This window comes from Bacteroidales bacterium, assembly GCA_035342335.1.
Taxonomy (GTDB): Bacteria; Bacteroidota; Bacteroidia; order Bacteroidales; family JAGONC01; genus JAGONC01.
Genome location: DAOQWY010000003.1, coordinates 1 through 17,537 on the forward strand (window position 1 = coordinate 1; position 17,537 = coordinate 17,537).

Annotated in this window: 15 protein-coding genes; 4 read left to right on the forward strand and 11 right to left on the reverse strand. The window is 48.7% G+C overall.

All coding sequences use genetic code 11. From position 1 onward, the window contains the following. A partial coding sequence (locus PKI34_02145; GenBank protein ID HNS16606.1) for a Mur ligase family protein occupies positions 1–910 on the forward strand: 910 nt, incomplete at its 5' end. A 28-nt stretch (positions 911–938) separates the two neighbouring features. Here the strand turns inward: PKI34_02145 and rho are convergent. After that, a complete protein-coding gene (gene rho / locus PKI34_02150; GenBank protein ID HNS16607.1) occupies positions 939–2,597 on the reverse strand; it encodes a transcription termination factor Rho in 1,659 nt (552 codons plus the stop codon). Positions 2,598–2,835: 238 nt separating this feature from the next. Here rho and PKI34_02155 point away from each other — a divergent pair, with 238 nt between their 5' ends. Continuing rightward, positions 2,836–3,324: a DUF4293 domain-containing protein gene (locus PKI34_02155; GenBank protein HNS16608.1), complete on the forward strand. Its 489-nt coding sequence runs from the start codon at positions 2,836–2,838 to the stop codon at positions 3,322–3,324. Between the two features lie 8 nt (positions 3,325–3,332). Here the strand turns inward: PKI34_02155 and PKI34_02160 are convergent, their stop codons facing one another. The 9 genes from PKI34_02160 to PKI34_02200 all read right to left on the reverse strand — a co-directional run bounded on the left by PKI34_02160 (position 3,333) and on the right by PKI34_02200 (position 12,936). Beyond that, the gene (locus PKI34_02160) at positions 3,333–4,220 is read right to left on the reverse strand and encodes a DUF3078 domain-containing protein (protein HNS16609.1); all 888 of its coding nucleotides are present in this window, start codon (positions 4,218–4,220) and stop codon (positions 3,333–3,335) included. A gap of 128 nt (positions 4,221–4,348) precedes the next feature. After that, positions 4,349–5,110: a tetratricopeptide repeat protein gene (locus PKI34_02165; GenBank protein ID HNS16610.1), complete on the reverse strand. Its 762-nt coding sequence runs from the start codon at positions 5,108–5,110 to the stop codon at positions 4,349–4,351. A gap of 125 nt (positions 5,111–5,235) precedes the next feature. Further along, positions 5,236–7,125 (reverse strand): BatD family protein, encoded by a 1,890-nt coding sequence (locus PKI34_02170; protein HNS16611.1) that lies wholly within the window; start codon positions 7,123–7,125, stop codon positions 5,236–5,238. A gap of 31 nt (positions 7,126–7,156) precedes the next feature. Beyond that, a complete protein-coding gene (locus tag PKI34_02175) occupies positions 7,157–7,945 on the reverse strand; it encodes a tetratricopeptide repeat protein (GenBank protein ID HNS16612.1) in 789 nt (262 codons plus the stop codon). A gap of 2 nt (positions 7,946–7,947) precedes the next feature. Next, positions 7,948–8,994 (reverse strand): VWA domain-containing protein, encoded by a 1,047-nt coding sequence (locus tag PKI34_02180; GenBank protein HNS16613.1) that lies wholly within the window; start codon positions 8,992–8,994, stop codon positions 7,948–7,950. A gap of 25 nt (positions 8,995–9,019) precedes the next feature. Further along, a complete protein-coding gene (locus PKI34_02185) occupies positions 9,020–10,003 on the reverse strand; it encodes a VWA domain-containing protein (GenBank protein ID HNS16614.1) in 984 nt (327 codons plus the stop codon). A gap of 18 nt (positions 10,004–10,021) precedes the next feature. Next, positions 10,022–11,035, reverse strand: a complete 1,014-nt coding sequence (locus PKI34_02190; GenBank protein HNS16615.1) for a DUF4381 family protein — start codon at positions 11,033–11,035, stop codon at positions 10,022–10,024. 23 nt (positions 11,036–11,058) lie between these two features. Then, complete coding sequence (locus tag PKI34_02195; GenBank protein ID HNS16616.1) at positions 11,059–11,934, reverse strand: DUF58 domain-containing protein; 876 nt, start codon at positions 11,932–11,934, stop codon at positions 11,059–11,061. Positions 11,935–11,946: 12 nt separating this feature from the next. Further along, positions 11,947–12,936 carry an AAA family ATPase gene (locus PKI34_02200; GenBank protein ID HNS16617.1) on the reverse strand — a complete coding sequence of 330 codons (990 nt, stop codon included), beginning with the start codon at positions 12,934–12,936 and terminating at the stop codon, positions 11,947–11,949. A 195-nt stretch (positions 12,937–13,131) separates the two neighbouring features. Here PKI34_02200 and PKI34_02205 point away from each other — a divergent pair, with 195 nt between their 5' ends. Beyond that, positions 13,132–14,025, forward strand: a complete 894-nt coding sequence (locus PKI34_02205) for a hypothetical protein (GenBank protein HNS16618.1) — start codon at positions 13,132–13,134, stop codon at positions 14,023–14,025. A 120-nt stretch (positions 14,026–14,145) separates the two neighbouring features. Further along, the gene (locus tag PKI34_02210) at positions 14,146–16,026 is read left to right on the forward strand and encodes a DNA topoisomerase IV subunit B (protein ID HNS16619.1); all 1,881 of its coding nucleotides are present in this window, start codon (positions 14,146–14,148) and stop codon (positions 16,024–16,026) included. Here PKI34_02210 and PKI34_02215 read toward each other — a convergent pair. After that, complete coding sequence (locus PKI34_02215; protein ID HNS16620.1) at positions 16,016–17,527, reverse strand: NAD(P)H-hydrate dehydratase; 1,512 nt, start codon at positions 17,525–17,527, stop codon at positions 16,016–16,018. The two genes, PKI34_02210 and PKI34_02215, sit on opposite strands and share 11 nt — an antisense overlap. Positions 17,528–17,537: the final 10 nt, after the last annotated feature.

Below are 17,537 nucleotides of genomic sequence, written 5' to 3' on the forward strand. Positions count from 1 at the left end.
AGATGACAGCAGGTTGATGTTGTTCGAAGGGGATGAATACCTGACATCTGCCCTCGACAAACGGCCAAAATTCCACGTCTATCGGCCAGATATTGCTCTGATCAGCGGTATCGCCTGGGACCACATCAACGTGTTCCCCACCTTCGAATGCTACCTGGAGCAGTTCCGGATCTTTGCAGGTCTTATCCCCTCTGACGGCACGCTGGTATACAATGCAGAGGATGCTCAGGTAAGGGATGTCGTCCTTTCGGCCAGGGAGGGGGTGAAAATGATTCCCTATCGAATGCCTGCTTACCGGATAGATCACGGTATCACCTCGATCCTGCCTGGTGACGAACCCATTCCGCTGAAGGTCTTTGGCCGGCACAACCTGATCAATCTGGAAGGGGCGAGGATGGTCTGCCGGGAGCTGGGGGTGGATGACGGCGACTTTTACGGTGCGATGCGTACCTTTGACGGGGCGGCCAGGCGGCTCGAATTATTGGCTGCAAACGGGCAAACTGCTGTATTTTTCGACTTCGCCCATGCCCCCTCCAAACTGAAGGCCACGGTGGAGGCCGTAAAGGAACAATACCCGGATCGTTTACTGGTGGCGTGCATTGAGTTGCACACGTTCAGCAGCCTGAGCGGGCATTTTCTTTCGCATTATGCAAATACGATGGCAATGGCGGATCATCCGTTGGTTTATTATAATCCGCATGCCATTCAGCTAAAGCGCCTGCCGGAGATACATCCTGAGCAGGTCAGGGAGGCATTCAACAATCCGGCTTTGAAAGTGTATACGGACGCCAAAAGGTTATTGAATGACCTTTTGGGATTTAACTGGAACAAGACTAACCTGTTGATGATGAGTTCGGGGGATTTCGGCGGGATGGACGTGCCGGCTCTTGCAAAAAAGATTACAACATAAAAAAAGGTGCCGAAGCACCTTTTTTTATTTAAGCATTCATCGAGATGAGGAATTCCTCGTTCGACTGCGTAAATTTCATCTTGTCCTTGAGGAACTCCATGGCTTCCAGCGGATTCATGTCGCCCAGGTGGTTACGCAGGATCCAGATCCGCTGCAGTGTTTCCTTGTCAAGAAGCAGCTCTTCACGCCGCGTACTGGAGGCCACAATGTCGATGGCGGGCCAGATGCGTTTGTTGGACAGCTTGCGGTCGAGCTGAAGTTCCATGTTACCGGTGCCCTTGAATTCCTCAAAGATCACCTCGTCCATTTTGGAGCCGGTATCGATCAGTGCCGTGGCGATGATCGTCAGGGATCCTCCTCCTTCGATCTTGCGGGCAGCGCCGAAGAACCGTTTGGGCTTCTGAAGCGCATTGGCTTCCACACCTCCGGAGAGTACTTTGCCGGAGGCAGGCATCACGGTGTTGTGGGCTCTGGCCAGACGCGTGATCGAATCAAGCAGGATGACCACATCGTGCCCGCATTCCACCATTCGTTTTGCTTTTTCAAGCACTATGGATGATATTCTGACGTGACGTTCAGCAGGTTCGTCGAATGTGGAGGAAATGACTTCCGCATTCACACTGCGCTCCATATCCGTGACCTCTTCCGGCCTTTCATCGATCAGCAGGATGATCAGGTAAGCTTCAGGATGATTGTAGGCGATCGCATTGGCTATTTCTTTCAAAAGGACCGTTTTCCCGGTTTTTGGCTGGGCAACGATCAATCCTCTTTGCCCTTTTCCGATGGGTGTAAAAAGATCGATGATTCGCGTTGACAGCGTTTCCTGGGGATGTCCGGTCAGCTTGAATTTTTCCAGCGGAAACAGGGGCGTTAGATAATCAAACGGTATGCGGTCACGTGTATCTTCAGGATCCCGCCCGTTGATCATTTCAACTTTGATCAGCGGGAAATATTTCTCTCCCTCTTTTGGGGGACGTATGCTTCCCTGGACCGTATCCCCGGTTTTCAGTCCGAAGAGCTTGATCTGGGATTGTGACACGTAAACATCGTCAGGGGAGTTCAGGTAGTTATAATCTGAGGAGCGCAAAAATCCATATCCGTCAGGCATGATCTCAAGGACGCCTTCTGCAGTGACAATACCTTCAAACTCAAAAGTAAATTCATCCTTGTGTCTTTCAATGTGCTTGTTGCGATATCCGGGCTCCCTGCCTGCCCTGTCCTTGAATGGCCTTGGAGCCACCAGTTCTTTTTCCTGGTCGGCTTCAGCAGTTTCAAGCTCCGGTTCCTGGGCCTGGGTGATGGATGGTGGTTCTTCCAGGTCAAGACTGAACGTTTCACCCTCCATGACATTGAAAATTTCTTCACCCGAATCTGGTTCCTCCATAAAGTCCGGGATCATTTCCGGACGGGGTTCGGGCAGCTCTTCTGCAAAGGGGAAAAGTTCCGTTTTCTCCATTTTGCGGTCAGTGTCTCCCGTAGTTCTTTTGCGCCGAAGACGCAGGGACTTTTTGGGTCCCTTCTTTTCTTTCTGGACGATTTCTTCAGTCGGATTATCGGCCTGGTGATCCAGGATCAGATTGATCAGATCCTGTTTTTTTAAATTGTCACTGTAGGAAATATGGAGATCTTTGGCAATCTCTTTAAGCTCGGTTAAAAGCTTTTCGTTTAATTCATTAATATGATACATTTTTTATAAAATAAATGAGGAAATTCCTGTTTTCAGAAGATAAATGAAAAAATAAATGTGAAAGTAATTAAAGTCCCCTCTACGCGCTCGAATTATATCAGACAACCATTAAACAACGATAAGCTATCGAATCTAGCTGCAGAATTTCAGGTGCAAATATACAAATAAATTAACCCGGAACAACTTCAACCATAAAATCATTCGTACTTTTACATCAATAAATGTTTAAACCCCTGCCATGATACAACGCATCCAGACCGTTTATCTTATAATTGCTTTTCTGGCCATCATTCTGGCGTTTTTCTTCCCGGTTGCAGCCTATACATACGGAGACTCCATCGATACGTATCTGGGAACAGTCTCCTTTTTTCTTTACGGATTGGAAAAACAACCTGACACCCTTGAGGTATCCTACAAATTCTTGTTTTACATGCCACTGATCATCATTTCAGTGCTTATCCTGGTATTGATTGCTCTTGGCATTTTTCAGTTCAGAAAACGCCTGAGGCAGTTACGATCGGTCAATTTCGCCATCCTGCTGAATATCGTCCTGATCGTATTGTTTTTCTTTTACACGGATAAACTATCCAAGGACCTGGCCATTCAGACAGTTTACAGACTTGGATCGGTTTTTCCGCTGATTTCCCTGGTGTTCCTTGTGCTGGCCATGTATGGCATTAAGAAGGACGAGCGCCTCGTGCGTTCACTTGACCGGCTGAGATCCTGAACAACCCATCATTTGGCATCTCCGAAACCGTAGGTGAGCCCAATCCCGAACACTTCCTTGAACTGAGTCCGTGGCCCTGTCTTGCCATCCTTGTCTGTAATCCTCAGGTTGTCATCATAGGCCAGGGTAAGGTTCAGGGATGTTGATAAATATTTGTTGATGGTCATTACAAACATGTTATCCCAGTAAACATCAACATTCTGTGGCTGGTCAAGGTAGTTGGAGAAGAGTTCAAGTTTAGACTTTAGGTTTACGTTTTTCAGGATATCCTTAAGAAACTCCAGGCGGGCCATCGCACCCACCTCTGTCCGGACCTTATCTCCCGGATCAACTCCGTATGCCCCTATGTTTGACAGGTCATCATCTGTGACGATGATCCAGCGGGCTGTGGCAGGTGACAGGAAAAAGGAAAAATAGTCTACAGGCTTCCAGTCCATGCCAAGTCCGACGGTCAGATAACCGGGGGCCAGGAAGCGGGAGATCACAACGGAATCATCAGGATAATTATATCCTTCGCTGAACTGGCTCTTGAAGGTGAGCAACGCAGCGTAGTAGAGTTTCTGGGTTGCCTTCATGCCATATTTTGATGAAAAATCGATCTTGTCATCACTCTTTCTGATATCAGCCTCCCCCTCTTTCAAAAATCCATAAGCAAGATCCAGCCTGTTTTCCCACAGGGACTTGTCTTTGGCATAGTCAGCAAAGTAATTGAAAAATGAATTGAGCGCCAGGGAATTCTGTCCGCCCGGTGCCCAGTTGGTCAGCGATGACTGTGAGAAGTTCAGGGCAAACTTGCCGCCATTCTTCCAGGGACCAACCAACGTGTCAGCATTCTGTGCATGGCCCCAGAAAACCAGGACAACAAATGCAAGTACAAAAGGTATACGTTTTTTCATAAAGGTAATGATTGGTTAAGTGGTTTATTTAACTATTAACATTCGTTTTTTGAAAACAAGGCGCAAAATTATATAAAATTAATCTGATCAGAAAGGAACCTGAGAAAGTTGCCTCTTGTCAGACAGCATCAGATACTTTTAACGGAAGAACCGGGGATCCAGCCCGTACTTCCGCTGGCAATGCGTATTTCATACCACTCACCCAGTTCATCGGTAATGGCTACCTTCGTGCCTTCGTGGACGACAAAAAGGTCAACACTGTTCTCCGAAGGCGAACTCTTGACCGTCAGGCTGGGATCGAAGACGATCGCTTCCTTTACCTGTTGATGGGAGCTGTTTTGTTGCAATGCAATGCCAAAAGTCAGCAGAGAGCTGGTAAACAGAAGCAATCCCGCCCAGAATGAGATTTTACGGATGACGACTTTCCTTGAAATGAAGAAAAAAGCAGCCACCATAAGGAAAAGTACAAAGCAGGCTATGTGAAATTTGGTCCATCCGTCAAGGCTGAATGTATTCACCAGCTGGTTCCACCACCGCTTGTAAAAAAGAACCGGTACGGCCTCAATCTTATCTTTTATCCTGTTGCTGGCCACATTCAAATTGAACAGAATATCCGGATCATTGGGCTTTAACTTTTTAGCTTTTTCGTAATGCAGTATGGCAGATGGCAGATCATCGGTCTTGAAATACGCATTCCCGAGATTGTAATATACCTCCACTGATTCGTACCCGTTTTGCAGCACCCTGACATAACCTTCAATGGCATTCGAATACAATCCTTCCGCATAATCCTTGTTGGCCTTTTCCACGAGCTCCTCGTTGATCCCGGCATATCCTGCATCTACCATCATCAACAATAATCCGATAATACACAGTCTGAGGTTATTCATGGTTATTCGTTGTTATTAGTGGTCATTCGTTGTCATTCATCGTCATTTGTGGTCATTTACTTTCTCCTTTCTCCTTTCTCCTTTCTCCTTTCTCCTTTCTCCTTTCTCCTCTCTCCTCTCTCCTCTCATTTCAGTTCCCGTTCCGTTTTGCTGATCACATTCAGGGCTTCTTCATAGATCTTATCCATGTTCTCGGATTTTGCACCCGGGGCGAACCTGGCATATTCGCAATGATTCAACGTTTCAATGAACTGCTCAACGATTGCATCTTTAATGTTTTTATTTTTCAGCGTCTCATGTACTGAATCCATCGACAGGTCAGCCAGCGGGAGATTGAATTTATCACTGATATACCCCCATAATGCCTGGGATACCTCATTGTAAAATTCCTTTTCCTGAAGCGACTTCAGGTACTCAGCGGCCTTCTTCAGTCGTGTGCGTGCAACTTTTGTGGCTTTCTGTGTTTTCATCCACCGGACATTGTTTCTTTTACTGATTTGCTGCCGGATGAACAGCGTGAGGAAAATGGCAAGCAGTAAGGGGATGAGCATCAAAAGGATATGGGTGAGCGAACCGAACAATGTCTTGCCTTTCGGTTTTAATTGGACCGGATTGTTCTTGATATGACGGATATCGCTTCCAATATATTGAACATCCTGCTGGACGACACCGCTGTAAGCAATGTCGGGGCCTGAGGAAACTCCTTTGCTGACAGAGATCTCATAAAGGGGAGATGCCTGCGTGACATAGGTCCCCTGATTCGGATCAAAATAGCTGAACACAACCGGTTTGATCTTGAAGTTTCCGGAATTTCTTGGAATGATCAAATACTCAAACGTTTTTACTCCGGATATGCCCTGGCTGTTCTTATTCAGGTTAAAGGAAACCTTGGGGTCATATACCTCAAAGTCAGGAGGAAACGTAGCCTTCAATTCATCAATGAGGCGTATGTTGCCTTCCCCAAGGATGGTAAACTTCAGGTTGATCGCCTCATTGACATCAACGCTGGTTTTATCGATGTTCGATTTAAAGGTATACTTACCGACAACCCCTTTGAATTCGGCAGGCTGGTTGGTTGTTGGCAGAGGCTTTACTTCGATGGTGACCGGATTGGACACGATTTTTTTCTGTACATTCTGATAGCTGCCGCCGAAGAAGGGGTCGTTGAAAAAATCCTCAAAGGGATCGCGCGAACGGCTCCTTGACCTTCTGACCTGCGCTACCACATTTAATTCCATGGGTTCGATGGTCAGCGTTCCGCTTTTTACCGGAAACAGCGCAACCTTACTTATTTCAGCCACAAGATATTCCTGTCCGTTAATGACCTCATTATGTTTGCCGGGCTCATCCTGGATGTTCTGGAGCTCCTGGGTCCAAAACCCATTGTAGGAAGGGAATTTTTCAACACCGTACTGGCTGATGCCAACCTGTGTGTAGATTTTGTGCGACACAATGACCTGTTCTCCCTGGTAGGGTTCTTTTTTGCTGACCGATGTACGGATGAAGATAGCAGCCTGCCCGATGCTACCGGCATCTTCCGACGGTCGGGCTGCAGGTGCTGACGGGGCCTGTGATCCGGATGAGGGCTGCCCGCCTGCAGCATTGACCCGGATGGCGAGCGTGTTCGACTCATACTGCCTGCCATCCACGGTGATTTGGGCCGGCTGGATCTGAAACTCGCCTTCCTTGATGGCTTGAAGTATGTATCCATAGGAGAGGGTCACCGACCGGGATACCTGCCCGTTGATGATCTGTATGCTGGAGCTGGTGGAAGGATTGGGCCCCGACAGGATGCGAAAATCATTCAATGGCGGCGCCTTGAAGTCCTTGCCATCGGCATTGGCGGAGAAGATCAGCCGGAATTGTTCCCCGACGCTGACGCTCTGACGGGCAGATGCCGTGAACTGGACGGTCTGTGCTGCGATGAGCCCGGGAATGAACCAGGTCACGAGCAACAGCAGGAAGAACATCCATCCCGTAAAGGGGTATCCGCTATTGTTTGTCTGTCGATCCATGTTCTGTCATCAAAATGGTTACTGACTTCTGCTACCAGTCTTTCTCAATAGTCACCCGCTGACTGCTGACCTGTTGCTTTCTTAGCTTCTCCAGTGTATTTTTTTCATCGTTTTTCATTGCTTCAAGCATTCGCTCGGCATCCTGTTTTGAAATTTCCCTCGGCTGAGCCTGTTGTTCCCGTTGCTGTTCCCGTTGCTGTTCCTGTTGCTGATCCTGTTGCTGCTGGTTCTGCTGCTGATCCTGTTGCTGCTGGTTCTGCTGCTGGTCCTGTTGATCCTGTTGACCCTGCTGATCCTGGTTTTGCTGATCCTGCTGTCCCTGACCCTGCTGTTGCTGCTGCTTTTGAAGCAGGCGCTGGGCATAGGCCAGATTGTACCTGGCTGCACTGTCGCCGGGATTCAGCCGCAGGGCTTGTTTGTACGCTTCTATGCTTCCCTGAAGGGCATTGGATTGGGCTCCGGCAGAATCCTGGGAGAATTTCAGCAGGGAGTTCCCCAGATTGTAATAGGATTGTGACCGGATCTTATCATTGGGATACGCTTTCAAGACCGAATCAAAAGAAAGGATGGCTTCCTGATGGTTCTTTTGCCGGTAAAGGGATGTTCCAAGGTTGTACCTGCCCGCAACGGAAGCTTCATTCTTATCCAGTGATTTCCTGTATTCGATTTCAGCTTCTTTATAATTTTCATCGTGATACTGGCGATTACCCTGCCTGATCAATTTATTCTCTGCCTGCGGAAAAACCAGAAGCGATGGCCACACGATCAGCGCCAGGGAAACCATCAGTTTTATGTTTTCTGAGAAAATCCGATGCGTCATTTTCATTGCGATTGCTGTTTCAGATGAAAAAGATTCAGATTCCTGACCCATTTGCTTTTACGTTCGATGACCATTAGTTCCAGGATCAGAAAAATCAGACTGACCACCAGAAAGTATTGAAAGCGGTCCTCATAATCCGAAAACATCGTTGAGTCAATCTCTGTTTTATTCAGCTTGTTGATTTCATCAAAGATTTTTGACAATCCTGCAGAAACATTATTTGCGCGCACATAGACACCCTGTCCCGCCGAAGCTATTTGCTGAAGCATGGTTTCGTTCAGTTTGGTCACGATGGTATTGCCCTGTCTGTCTTTTTTATATCCGATCTTATTTTGTCCCTGAAATACAGGTATCGGTGCACCCTCGGGCAATCCCATCCCGATCGTATAGATATGGATCCCTTTGTCAGCTGCTTCTTTGGCCTTAGTGAGTGCATCACCTTCGTGATTTTCGCCATCGGTAATAATAATAATGGCTTTGCTGTGCATATTGTTTTCCTCAAATGATTTCATTGCCAGTTCAATGGCATCCCCGATAGCGGTACCCTGGACGGGAACGGCATCTGTTGTAACGGTTGACAGGAACAATTTTGCAGCCACATAATCCGTGGTGATGGGGAGCTGGGTATAGGCTTTGCCGGCGAAAACGATCATGCCGATCCTGTCGCTCCGAAGTTCATCGATGAGCTTGGAAATGGATTGTTTGGCCCGCTCAAGACGGCTGGGCTGAATGTCCTCAGCCAGCATGCTGTTGGATACGTCCAGTGCCAGCACGATATCAATCCCTTTTCTTTCTGCCTTGACCAGTTTGGAGCCCACCTGGGGATCAGCCAGGCCAATGATGAGGAAAACCGATGCCATCAGGAGAAAGATGAATTTAATGGTGAACCGGCTTTTGGAATAATCGGGTATCAGACGGCCAATGACCAGGGAATCGCCAAATTTTTTTCTGGCTTTTTTCTTCCACTGCAGGAGAAGGAGAAAGGCCACCATAAAGACCGGGATCAGTAACAGGAGATAGAGCAGGTCAGGATGTGCAAAACGGATCATTTGATTTCGTCAGATTTATTTTGTTTTAGGGTATACTTCTGAAAACCGTATATCTCAGGATCACTTCCAGCAGGATGACCAGGCCGGCGAGCAGCGCAAAGGGCAGGAACTCTTCATTTTTTTTCCTGAACTCTGTCACATCGATCTTTGATTTTTCCAGCCGGTCAATTTCCTGATAGATTTCCGTCAGCTTCTGGTTGTCGGTGGCCCTGAAATACCGGGCACCTGTCATCGCGGCGATTTCTTTCAGCAGCGGTTCGTCGATGCGCACTTCCAGGTTCTGGTACCGTGTGCCAAAGGGTGTCTGGACGGGATAAGGCGCTGTCCCAATTGTTCCCACTCCGATGGTATACACACGGATGCCGAATACCTTGGCAATCTCGCCGGCCGATAAGGGATCAATGGAGCCCATGTTGTTCTCTCCGTCCGTTAAAAGGATGATGACCTTGCTGATTGCCTGGCTTTCCTTTAACCGGTTGACAGCAGTGGCCAGCCCGTCGCCGATGGCGGTTCCGTCTTCGATCATTCCGCTTTTGATGTCTTTGAAAAGGTTCAGTAAAACAGAATGGTCGGTGGTCAGTGGACACTGGGTGAACGTTTCACCGCTGAAAACGACGAGGCCCATCCGGTCGTTCGGCCGGCCACCCACAAACTCACTGGCCACTTTTTTACTGGCTTCCAGCCTGTTGGGCTGAAAATCTTCCGCCAGCATGCTTCCCGAAATATCCATCGCCAGCACAATGTCGATGCCTTCGATCGTTACATCCTGTTTTCTGGTGCTGGTCTGGGGCCTGGCCAGTGCAATGATGAGCAGGCTGGCTGCCAGCAGGCGCAGGCCGAAAAGTCCGTGATACAGGTACTCCCTGGGGCTTCGGCCGGATTTCAGGATGGATTCCATCGATGGAACCTGAATGTCGGCATGGTACTTCCGGTTGCGAAACCAGTACCAGGTCACCAACAGGGGAAGGATGATCAGCAGATACAGAAATCCGGGATTTGCAAATTCTATTTCGCTCAGAGTCATACCTTATGTGGATACCTGTTTGTTGTCATTAAGTGCCATTTTTTCAGCCGATTGCAGCTCTTCAACGGCATGAATGGTTTCCTTCACAAAATCAATGGCCTGGTTCATGCTTCGTTCCTGCTGGTCGGGCAGGGGATTTTCCTTTGCAAACTTCACAAGGTCCGCCAGTTCAAGCATCTCTTTTAGCTTCGACCTTGTGATGGATTCAACGGATTTGCCATCCAGTGCATCGAGAATCTCGGGCGTTACCAATTCAATGGCATGGATGCCGAATCTTGCCGTGATATAGTTTCGTATGATATCGGTCAATTCTGTATGGTATTGCTTGACTTTTCCCGCCTGCCATAATTTTTTCGACCTGAGTTTTTCCAGTTCATCCAGTGCAACGATATGCGCTGGCTGAGGAGGCTTATGCCTGAAGGTCACCAGGGGTTGGGCTTTTTTTCTTTTGCGGAGGTAGTAAACAAGGAAGATGATCCCTCCGGCAAGCAACAGGGCAGCCAGGATCCAGGGCCAGATCTCTGCAAAGGTAACCGGCACTTTCAGCGGCCCTTTGATATCCCTGATATCACTACTCAGGTCAACATCCGGGCTGTCAATCCCCAGCAGCAGCGCTTCCGTCTGGCAGGCCTTATAGTCGCTAGTTCCAGGTTCCTGGTAAAGAAAAACGAAGGGGGGAATCGCAAAATACCCTGAATCAAAAGAAGTGATGATCACTTTCTGCTGAAGCATTCGGCTCCCGGAGGACTCATTTGTTTGAAGCGTATCGACCGTTGATTTCCGGATCACCTCTACCTGACGGATCAGCGTATCACCAATTTCCGGCCAAATGATCCTGTAGGATGCCGGAAACACCGCTTCCAGTGTCAGGGTGGTCTGGTCGCCGATCATCAGCAGGCTCGTATCAAGGCTTGCCTGAACCTGGATCTCCTGGGCATCGGATGTACCCTGCTTCACGGACAGAAGGCCTGCCAGAAGGATGAAGAGCCAAAGCCGGTAATGTTTTATCCGTTTCATTGATTCATTTTGCATCGTTTGTTTCAGCGACGGGCTTCCCGCTGCTTGAACAGGTTCAAAAGGGGTTTGATATAGTCGTCATCTGTTCTGACCACGACGTAATCAATCCCGTTCCGCTTAAAGAATCCATTCAGGTTTTGCTCCTGTTCCCTGAACCAGTTTTGATACTGGACGCGGAGCGTCTGTCTGCCGGTATCCATCCAGCCGGTTTTGCCGGTTTCCGCATCTTTGACACGCACCATCCCGATGTTAGGAAGTTCAGTTTCTCTGGGGTCATAGACCTTGATACACACCAGGTCATGCTTTTTGTCGGCAATTTTGAGGGCGTCATCGAAATGCCGGTCGACAAAATCGGTGAGAAGAAAAACGATGCTGCGCTTTTTGATGGCATTGGTGAGATAACGCATTGCTTCCGCAATATTGGTTTTGTTGCTTTGTGGCTTGAAGTCGATCAGTTCCCGGATGATCCTCAGGATATGCGTGGTCCCCTTTTTGGGTGGAATGAATTTTTCGATGCGGTCGCTGAAAAAGATCACACCGACCTTGTCGTTGTTCTGGATGGCCGAAAAGGCAAGAACAGCCCCGATTTCCGTGATCATCTCCTCCTTGAATTGCTTTCGCGTGCCGAATTCATTGGATCCGCTGACGTCAACCACCAGCACCACGGTCAGTTCGCGTTCCTCGTCATAGATCTTTACAAATGGATGATTCAGCCGGGCTGTCACGTTCCAGTCAATGCTCCGGATGTCATCCCCGTACTGGTACTCCCGCACTTCCGAAAAGGCCATGCCCCTTCCCTTGAACGCACTATGGTAGTGTCCCGAGAAGAGCTGGTTGGAAAGACCGCGTGTCTTTATCTCAATTTTCCTGACGCGTTTTAAAATATCGGTGGTTTCCAAGGGGATTGTTGATTAGGGTACTTCAACGGTATTCAATATCTCATTGATGATGTCTTCCGTGGTGATGTTTTCTGCCTCCGCCTCATAGGTCAATCCAATGCGGTGCCGCATCACGTCCAGGGCAACTGCCCTGACATCCTCCGGAATCACATAACCTCTCCTTTTGATGAACGCGAAGGATTTCGCTGCCAGCGCCAGGTTAATGCTTGCACGGGGGGACGCTCCGTAATAGATCAACCCGTCAAATTTTGCCAGCTTGTACTCCTTGGGGTACCTTGACGAGAATACAATGTCGGTGATGTAATTCTCGATCTTTTCATCCAGGTACACCTGCCTGACGATGTCCCTTGCCCGCAGGATATCCGAAGTCTTCAGGATGGTGGATGTCTTGGCCTCCTGGTTGGCGATATTCTGGCGCAGAATCAGTTTTTCCTCTTCCTTGTCGGGGTACGAGATCACGATCTTCAGCATGAAACGGTCGACCTGCGCTTCGGGAAGGGGATAGGTCCCTTCCTGTTCGATGGGATTCTGCGTGGCCAGCACGATGAAGGGCTCATCCAGCCGGTAGGTCTGCTCACCGATGGTGACCTGTTTCTCCTGCATGGCTTCCAGCAAAGCACTTTGAACCTTGGCCGGCGATCGGTTGATTTCATCCGCCAGAATGAAATTGGCAAACAGGGGGCCTTTCCTGACAACAAATTCTTCCTTCTTCTGACTGTAGATCATGGTCCCGATCAGATCAGCAGGAAGGAGGTCGGGGGTGAATTGGATGCGGCTGAATTTTGCGTTGATGATGTTTGCTAACGATTTAATGGCAAGCGTTTTGGCCAATCCGGGGACTCCCTCCAGAAGGATATGCCCATTCGCCAGCAAACCGATCAGCAACCGCTCGATCATCCCTTTCTGCCCAACAATCACCTTCCGCATCTCCAGGTTGATCAGGTCAACAAAGGCGCTTTCCTGTTGGATCTTTTCGTTGAGTTCTTTGATGTTCGTATCCATTCTTTTCGTTATTAGATTTTATCCGCAAAAATAGACAAGGATGATTCAACAGATCTGTTTCCCTGTGTTAAAATATGTTAAACCAATGAAAAACAATTTATTAAAAAGGCACTATTCTTCAAACAGTCTTCTACAGGTAACCTTGGTCTGAAAAATGAGTATAACGGGATCAGGAGATGATCAGATTAGGTTATCATGCTGAAAAAGAAAAAGATCAGTTGGTTGCTATTCTTCCTTTCACTTGTTCTCTGGTCTGTGGATGGTCATCCTCAGGGTTCCGTTTCAGGGAAAACCCAGGCCGGCCAGTGCCTTGATTCCCTTTCATACCAGTTGTACCTTATCATCAATCAATATCGGAATGACCACCACTTACCAGCTATTTCCTTGTCCAGATCATTGTGTTACGTAGCACAGGTGCATGCTAAGGATTTAACACATAACAAACCAGCCGGCAGGGTGTGCAATCTTCACAGCTGGTCGGACAGGGGCAGATGGACGCCCTGCTGCTTTTCTGATGACGCTCCGGCCTATGGGTGTATGTACAACAAACCAAAGGAATTAACCCGATATAAATATAAGGGCTATGAGATCGTCTACTGGGAGAATGATCTCATTCTGCCATCCTCTGCCCTGGCGCAATGGAAGATTCAAAACCATTTCAATGAGATGATCCTGAATACAGGAAAATGGTCCTCCAAAACCTGGAGAGCAATGGGAACCTGCATATACGAAGGATATGCCATCATCTGGCTGGGGGAGGAGACCGATCTGGCGGGCGAACCTGAATCCTGCAATAAAACGGTGCTTGCCAGGGCAGATACCCTGGCTAAAAAGGATCTTCCTTTCGAAGAGACTTCTGTTGTCACCGGTATGCGGTACTACCTGATCACTGCCAGTCTGAGCACCCGGGAAAAAGCGAACCTGGTCCTGAAGGAATATCAGGAAAAAGGATTTAATAAGGCTCGGATCATTATGTTCGACAATAAGATCAGGATCTCCATCAACGATTTCAAAACCTATACTGAGGCCAAACAGGTTAAGGATGATCTTGGGCCCGGATACCAGCATGTCTGGATCCTTGAGCGCTGAGCGCCGCTGCTCTCCATAAAGATTTCAACAGTCATTGTTTGAAAAATTGTATGCGTGCTGTCCCAAAGCTAAGGCTGCAACCATTACTTTTGTAGCCGTTCCTGCAGGCAGGATATGCTTATGACGATCAATTACACAGAAGAAACTGTCAGGTCACTCGACTGGAAAGAACATATCCGGCTGAGGCCTGGTATGTACATCGGGAAGCTGGGTGACGGCGCTTCGCACGATGATGGCATCTATGTGCTTGTCAAGGAAATCATGGACAATGCCATCGACGAATATGTCATGGGATTCGGAACGGCCATCGAGGTAACGGTCAAAGATAAGCAGGTCACGGTCAGGGACTATGGAAGGGGCATACCGCTGGGTAAGGTCGTGGATTGTGTTTCCAAGATCAACACCGGGGCCAAATATGATTCCAAGGTTTTTAAAAAGGCAGTCGGTCTCAACGGTGTTGGTTCCAAGGCCGTCAATGCACTGTCGTCTTTTTTCAGGGTACAATCTGTCCGCGACGGGCAGGTAATGACCGCTGAGTTTGAGCGGGGAGCCCTGTTGAAGGAGGAATTGCTGGAAGAGAAGGAACTGGCTGCCGGAACCATTGTGACCTTTGTCCCGGATGATCAGCTCTTTGGGAATTTTCATTATATTCCTGAATACGTTGAACAGTTGTTATGGAATTATGCATTTCTGAACAACGGCCTGACCATTGTTTTCAACGGCCAGCGTTTCAGGGCCAGGAATGGCCTGCTGGATCTGCTCACGCGCAACATCAACGGCAATCCGCTGATCTATCCCATCATTCACATCCGGGAGGTTGATTTTGAATGTGCCATCACCCACAGCGCCAAACTTTACGGAGAAGAGTATTATGCCTTTGTCAACGGACAGTTCACGCCCCAGGGCGGGACACACCTGTCCGCATTCCGGGAAGCAGTGGTCAAAACGGTCAGGGAGTTCTATAAAAAGGATTTTGATACCAACGACGTCCGTTCTGCGATCGTTGCTGCGATGAGTATCAAAATTCAGGAGCCGGTTTTTGAGTCGCAGACAAAGACCAAGCTTGGATCCGTTCATCTGGAACCGGGGGGTACGACCATCCGGAATTACATACACGACATCCTCAAACGGCATCTGGACAATTACCTTCACATGAATCCGGATACGGCTGATGCCCTGCTTAAAAAGATACTTCAGTCGGAAAAGGAGCGGAAGGAAATCGCCAGCATCAAGAAACTGTCGAAAGACAGCATGAAAAAGGCCAGCCTGCATAACAAGAAGCTCAGGGATTGCCGGATCCATTACCAGGATAATGACGAGCGAAGGCTGGAAACAACGCTTTTTATCACGGAAGGGGATTCCGCCAGCGGATCCATAACCAAATCACGCGATGTCAACATTCAGGCGGTGTTCAGCCTCAAGGGAAAACCACTGAATTGTTTCGCCCTGAGCAAAAAGGTCGTTTACCAGAACGACGAACTGAACCTTTTGCAAACTGCCCTCAACATTGAAGATGGGCTGGAAAATCTGCGATACAACAATGTCGTGGTCGCCACCGATGCCGATGTGGATGGCATGCATATCCGGTTGCTTCTGCTCACATTTTTCCTGCAGTTCTATCCTGACCTGGTCAGGGCCGGTCACCTGTATATCCTGCAGACGCCGTTGTTCCGGGTCAGAAATAAAAAGGAAACCATTTACTGCTATTCCGATGAGGAAAAGCAGGAGGCGATCCGAAAACTGGGTAAAAATCCTGAGATCACCCGATTTAAGGGTCTCGGGGAGATATCTCCCGATGAGTTCAAGCATTTTATCGGTTCCTCCATGCGGCTTGAGCCGGTCATCCTTCAGAAAACAGCAAAGATCACGGAGATGCTTGACTTCTATATGGGCCGGAATACGCCTGAGCGTCAGTTATTCATCATTGAGAATTTACGGCTGGAAGTGGATCTGGCCGAAGAAGTGGCCGGACTACCCGAAGTTGCCGTTCCTATCCCCTGATCTTCAGGAATGCCTGCCCGAGGTTTTCGATGATATCCGAAGCGATCAGCGCTTCCATGCTGAATTTCTCCACGAAGAGGTCACCGGCCAGGCCATGCAGGTAGACACCCAGGATACTTGCTTCTTTCGGATGGTAGTATTGAGCCAGCAATCCAAGGATGACCCCTGTCAGAACGTCTCCGCTGCCGCCGGTGGCCATTCCGGGATTGCCGGTGCTGTTGAAATAACATCTTCCATCAGGGCAGGAAATGCAGGTATGCGCCCCTTTCAGGACAATATACGACTGGTATTTGAACGAAAATTCCCGTTGCATCTGGGTCCGGTCAAAATCATTGTTCGATTTTCCGACCAGCCGCTCAAACTCTTTTGGGTGGGGAGTGAAAATGCAATGTTTCGGTAAGAACGACAGCCAGGTTTTGTTGGTTCCCAGGATGTTGATGGCGTCCGCATCAAAAAGGATGGGTATCTCAGCCCCCTGTATCAATAGTTTTAACGCTTTCTGGGTCTCTTCTTTCACCCCTATCCCGGGCCCGATTCCAATGGCATTGAAGTTCGACAGTTCAATCAGGCCCGAAAAGGAATATTCCGAGACATCAATGGATGCCATTGCTTCCGGAACGGCGGTCTGCATCACACCAAAGCCGCGCGCAGGAACATGGGTGGTCAGCAGACCCGCACCCGCCCGCAGGCAGGCCCGGGATGCCAGTACCGCCGCTCCCATCTTTCCGTAGCTTCCCGCAATCAGCAGGGCATGACCGAAATGCCCTTTGTGCGCATACTTTACCCGGGGCCGGTAAATGGATCTGCAATCCTCCATCCCGGTCAGGTAATTATCCACCTCCACTTCCCGGATGAAATCTTCGTGGATCCCTATGGGCAATACTTCCCATAATCCAGCGTATTTAAAATTTTCAGCAAATAAAAAAGCATATTTCGGGAACTGAAAGGTCAGGGTCACGTCGGCTTCGATAATGGCTCCCTGGTGATGGCTGTTGCTGTCATCGCAAAATAAACCCGAGGGTACGTCAACTGCAATGACAACGGCATTGTTCTTATTGATGTGTTTGATCAGCCCGGCAGGAAATCCCTTGACGGGACGTGATAACCCCGATCCGAAAATCGCATCCACAACAATGTCCTCGCCACTGATTTCAGGGAAATCATCCTCTTCACTCAGGTCATAGATCCTGACGCCTGATTTTTTGAACAACCGGTCGTAATTCACCTGACAGGCAGGCGAGAGGTTCTGTCCTGACCGGAGGACAGAGGCTTCCACGTGGTAACCTTCCACGGTCAGCAGCCGTGCCAGGGCCAGGCCATCACCACCATTGTTCCCCGTGCCACAGAAGATTTTGATCGTCAGATCCTTCGAAATGTTGTTCAGAAACCAGCTCTTCAGGGCCAGCGCAGCCCTTTCCATCAAATCGATATCCGTAATTGGCTCATTATCAATAGTATAAGCATCTCCCTGACGGGCTTTCTCAATCGGTAAGATCTTCATAGGTTGAACA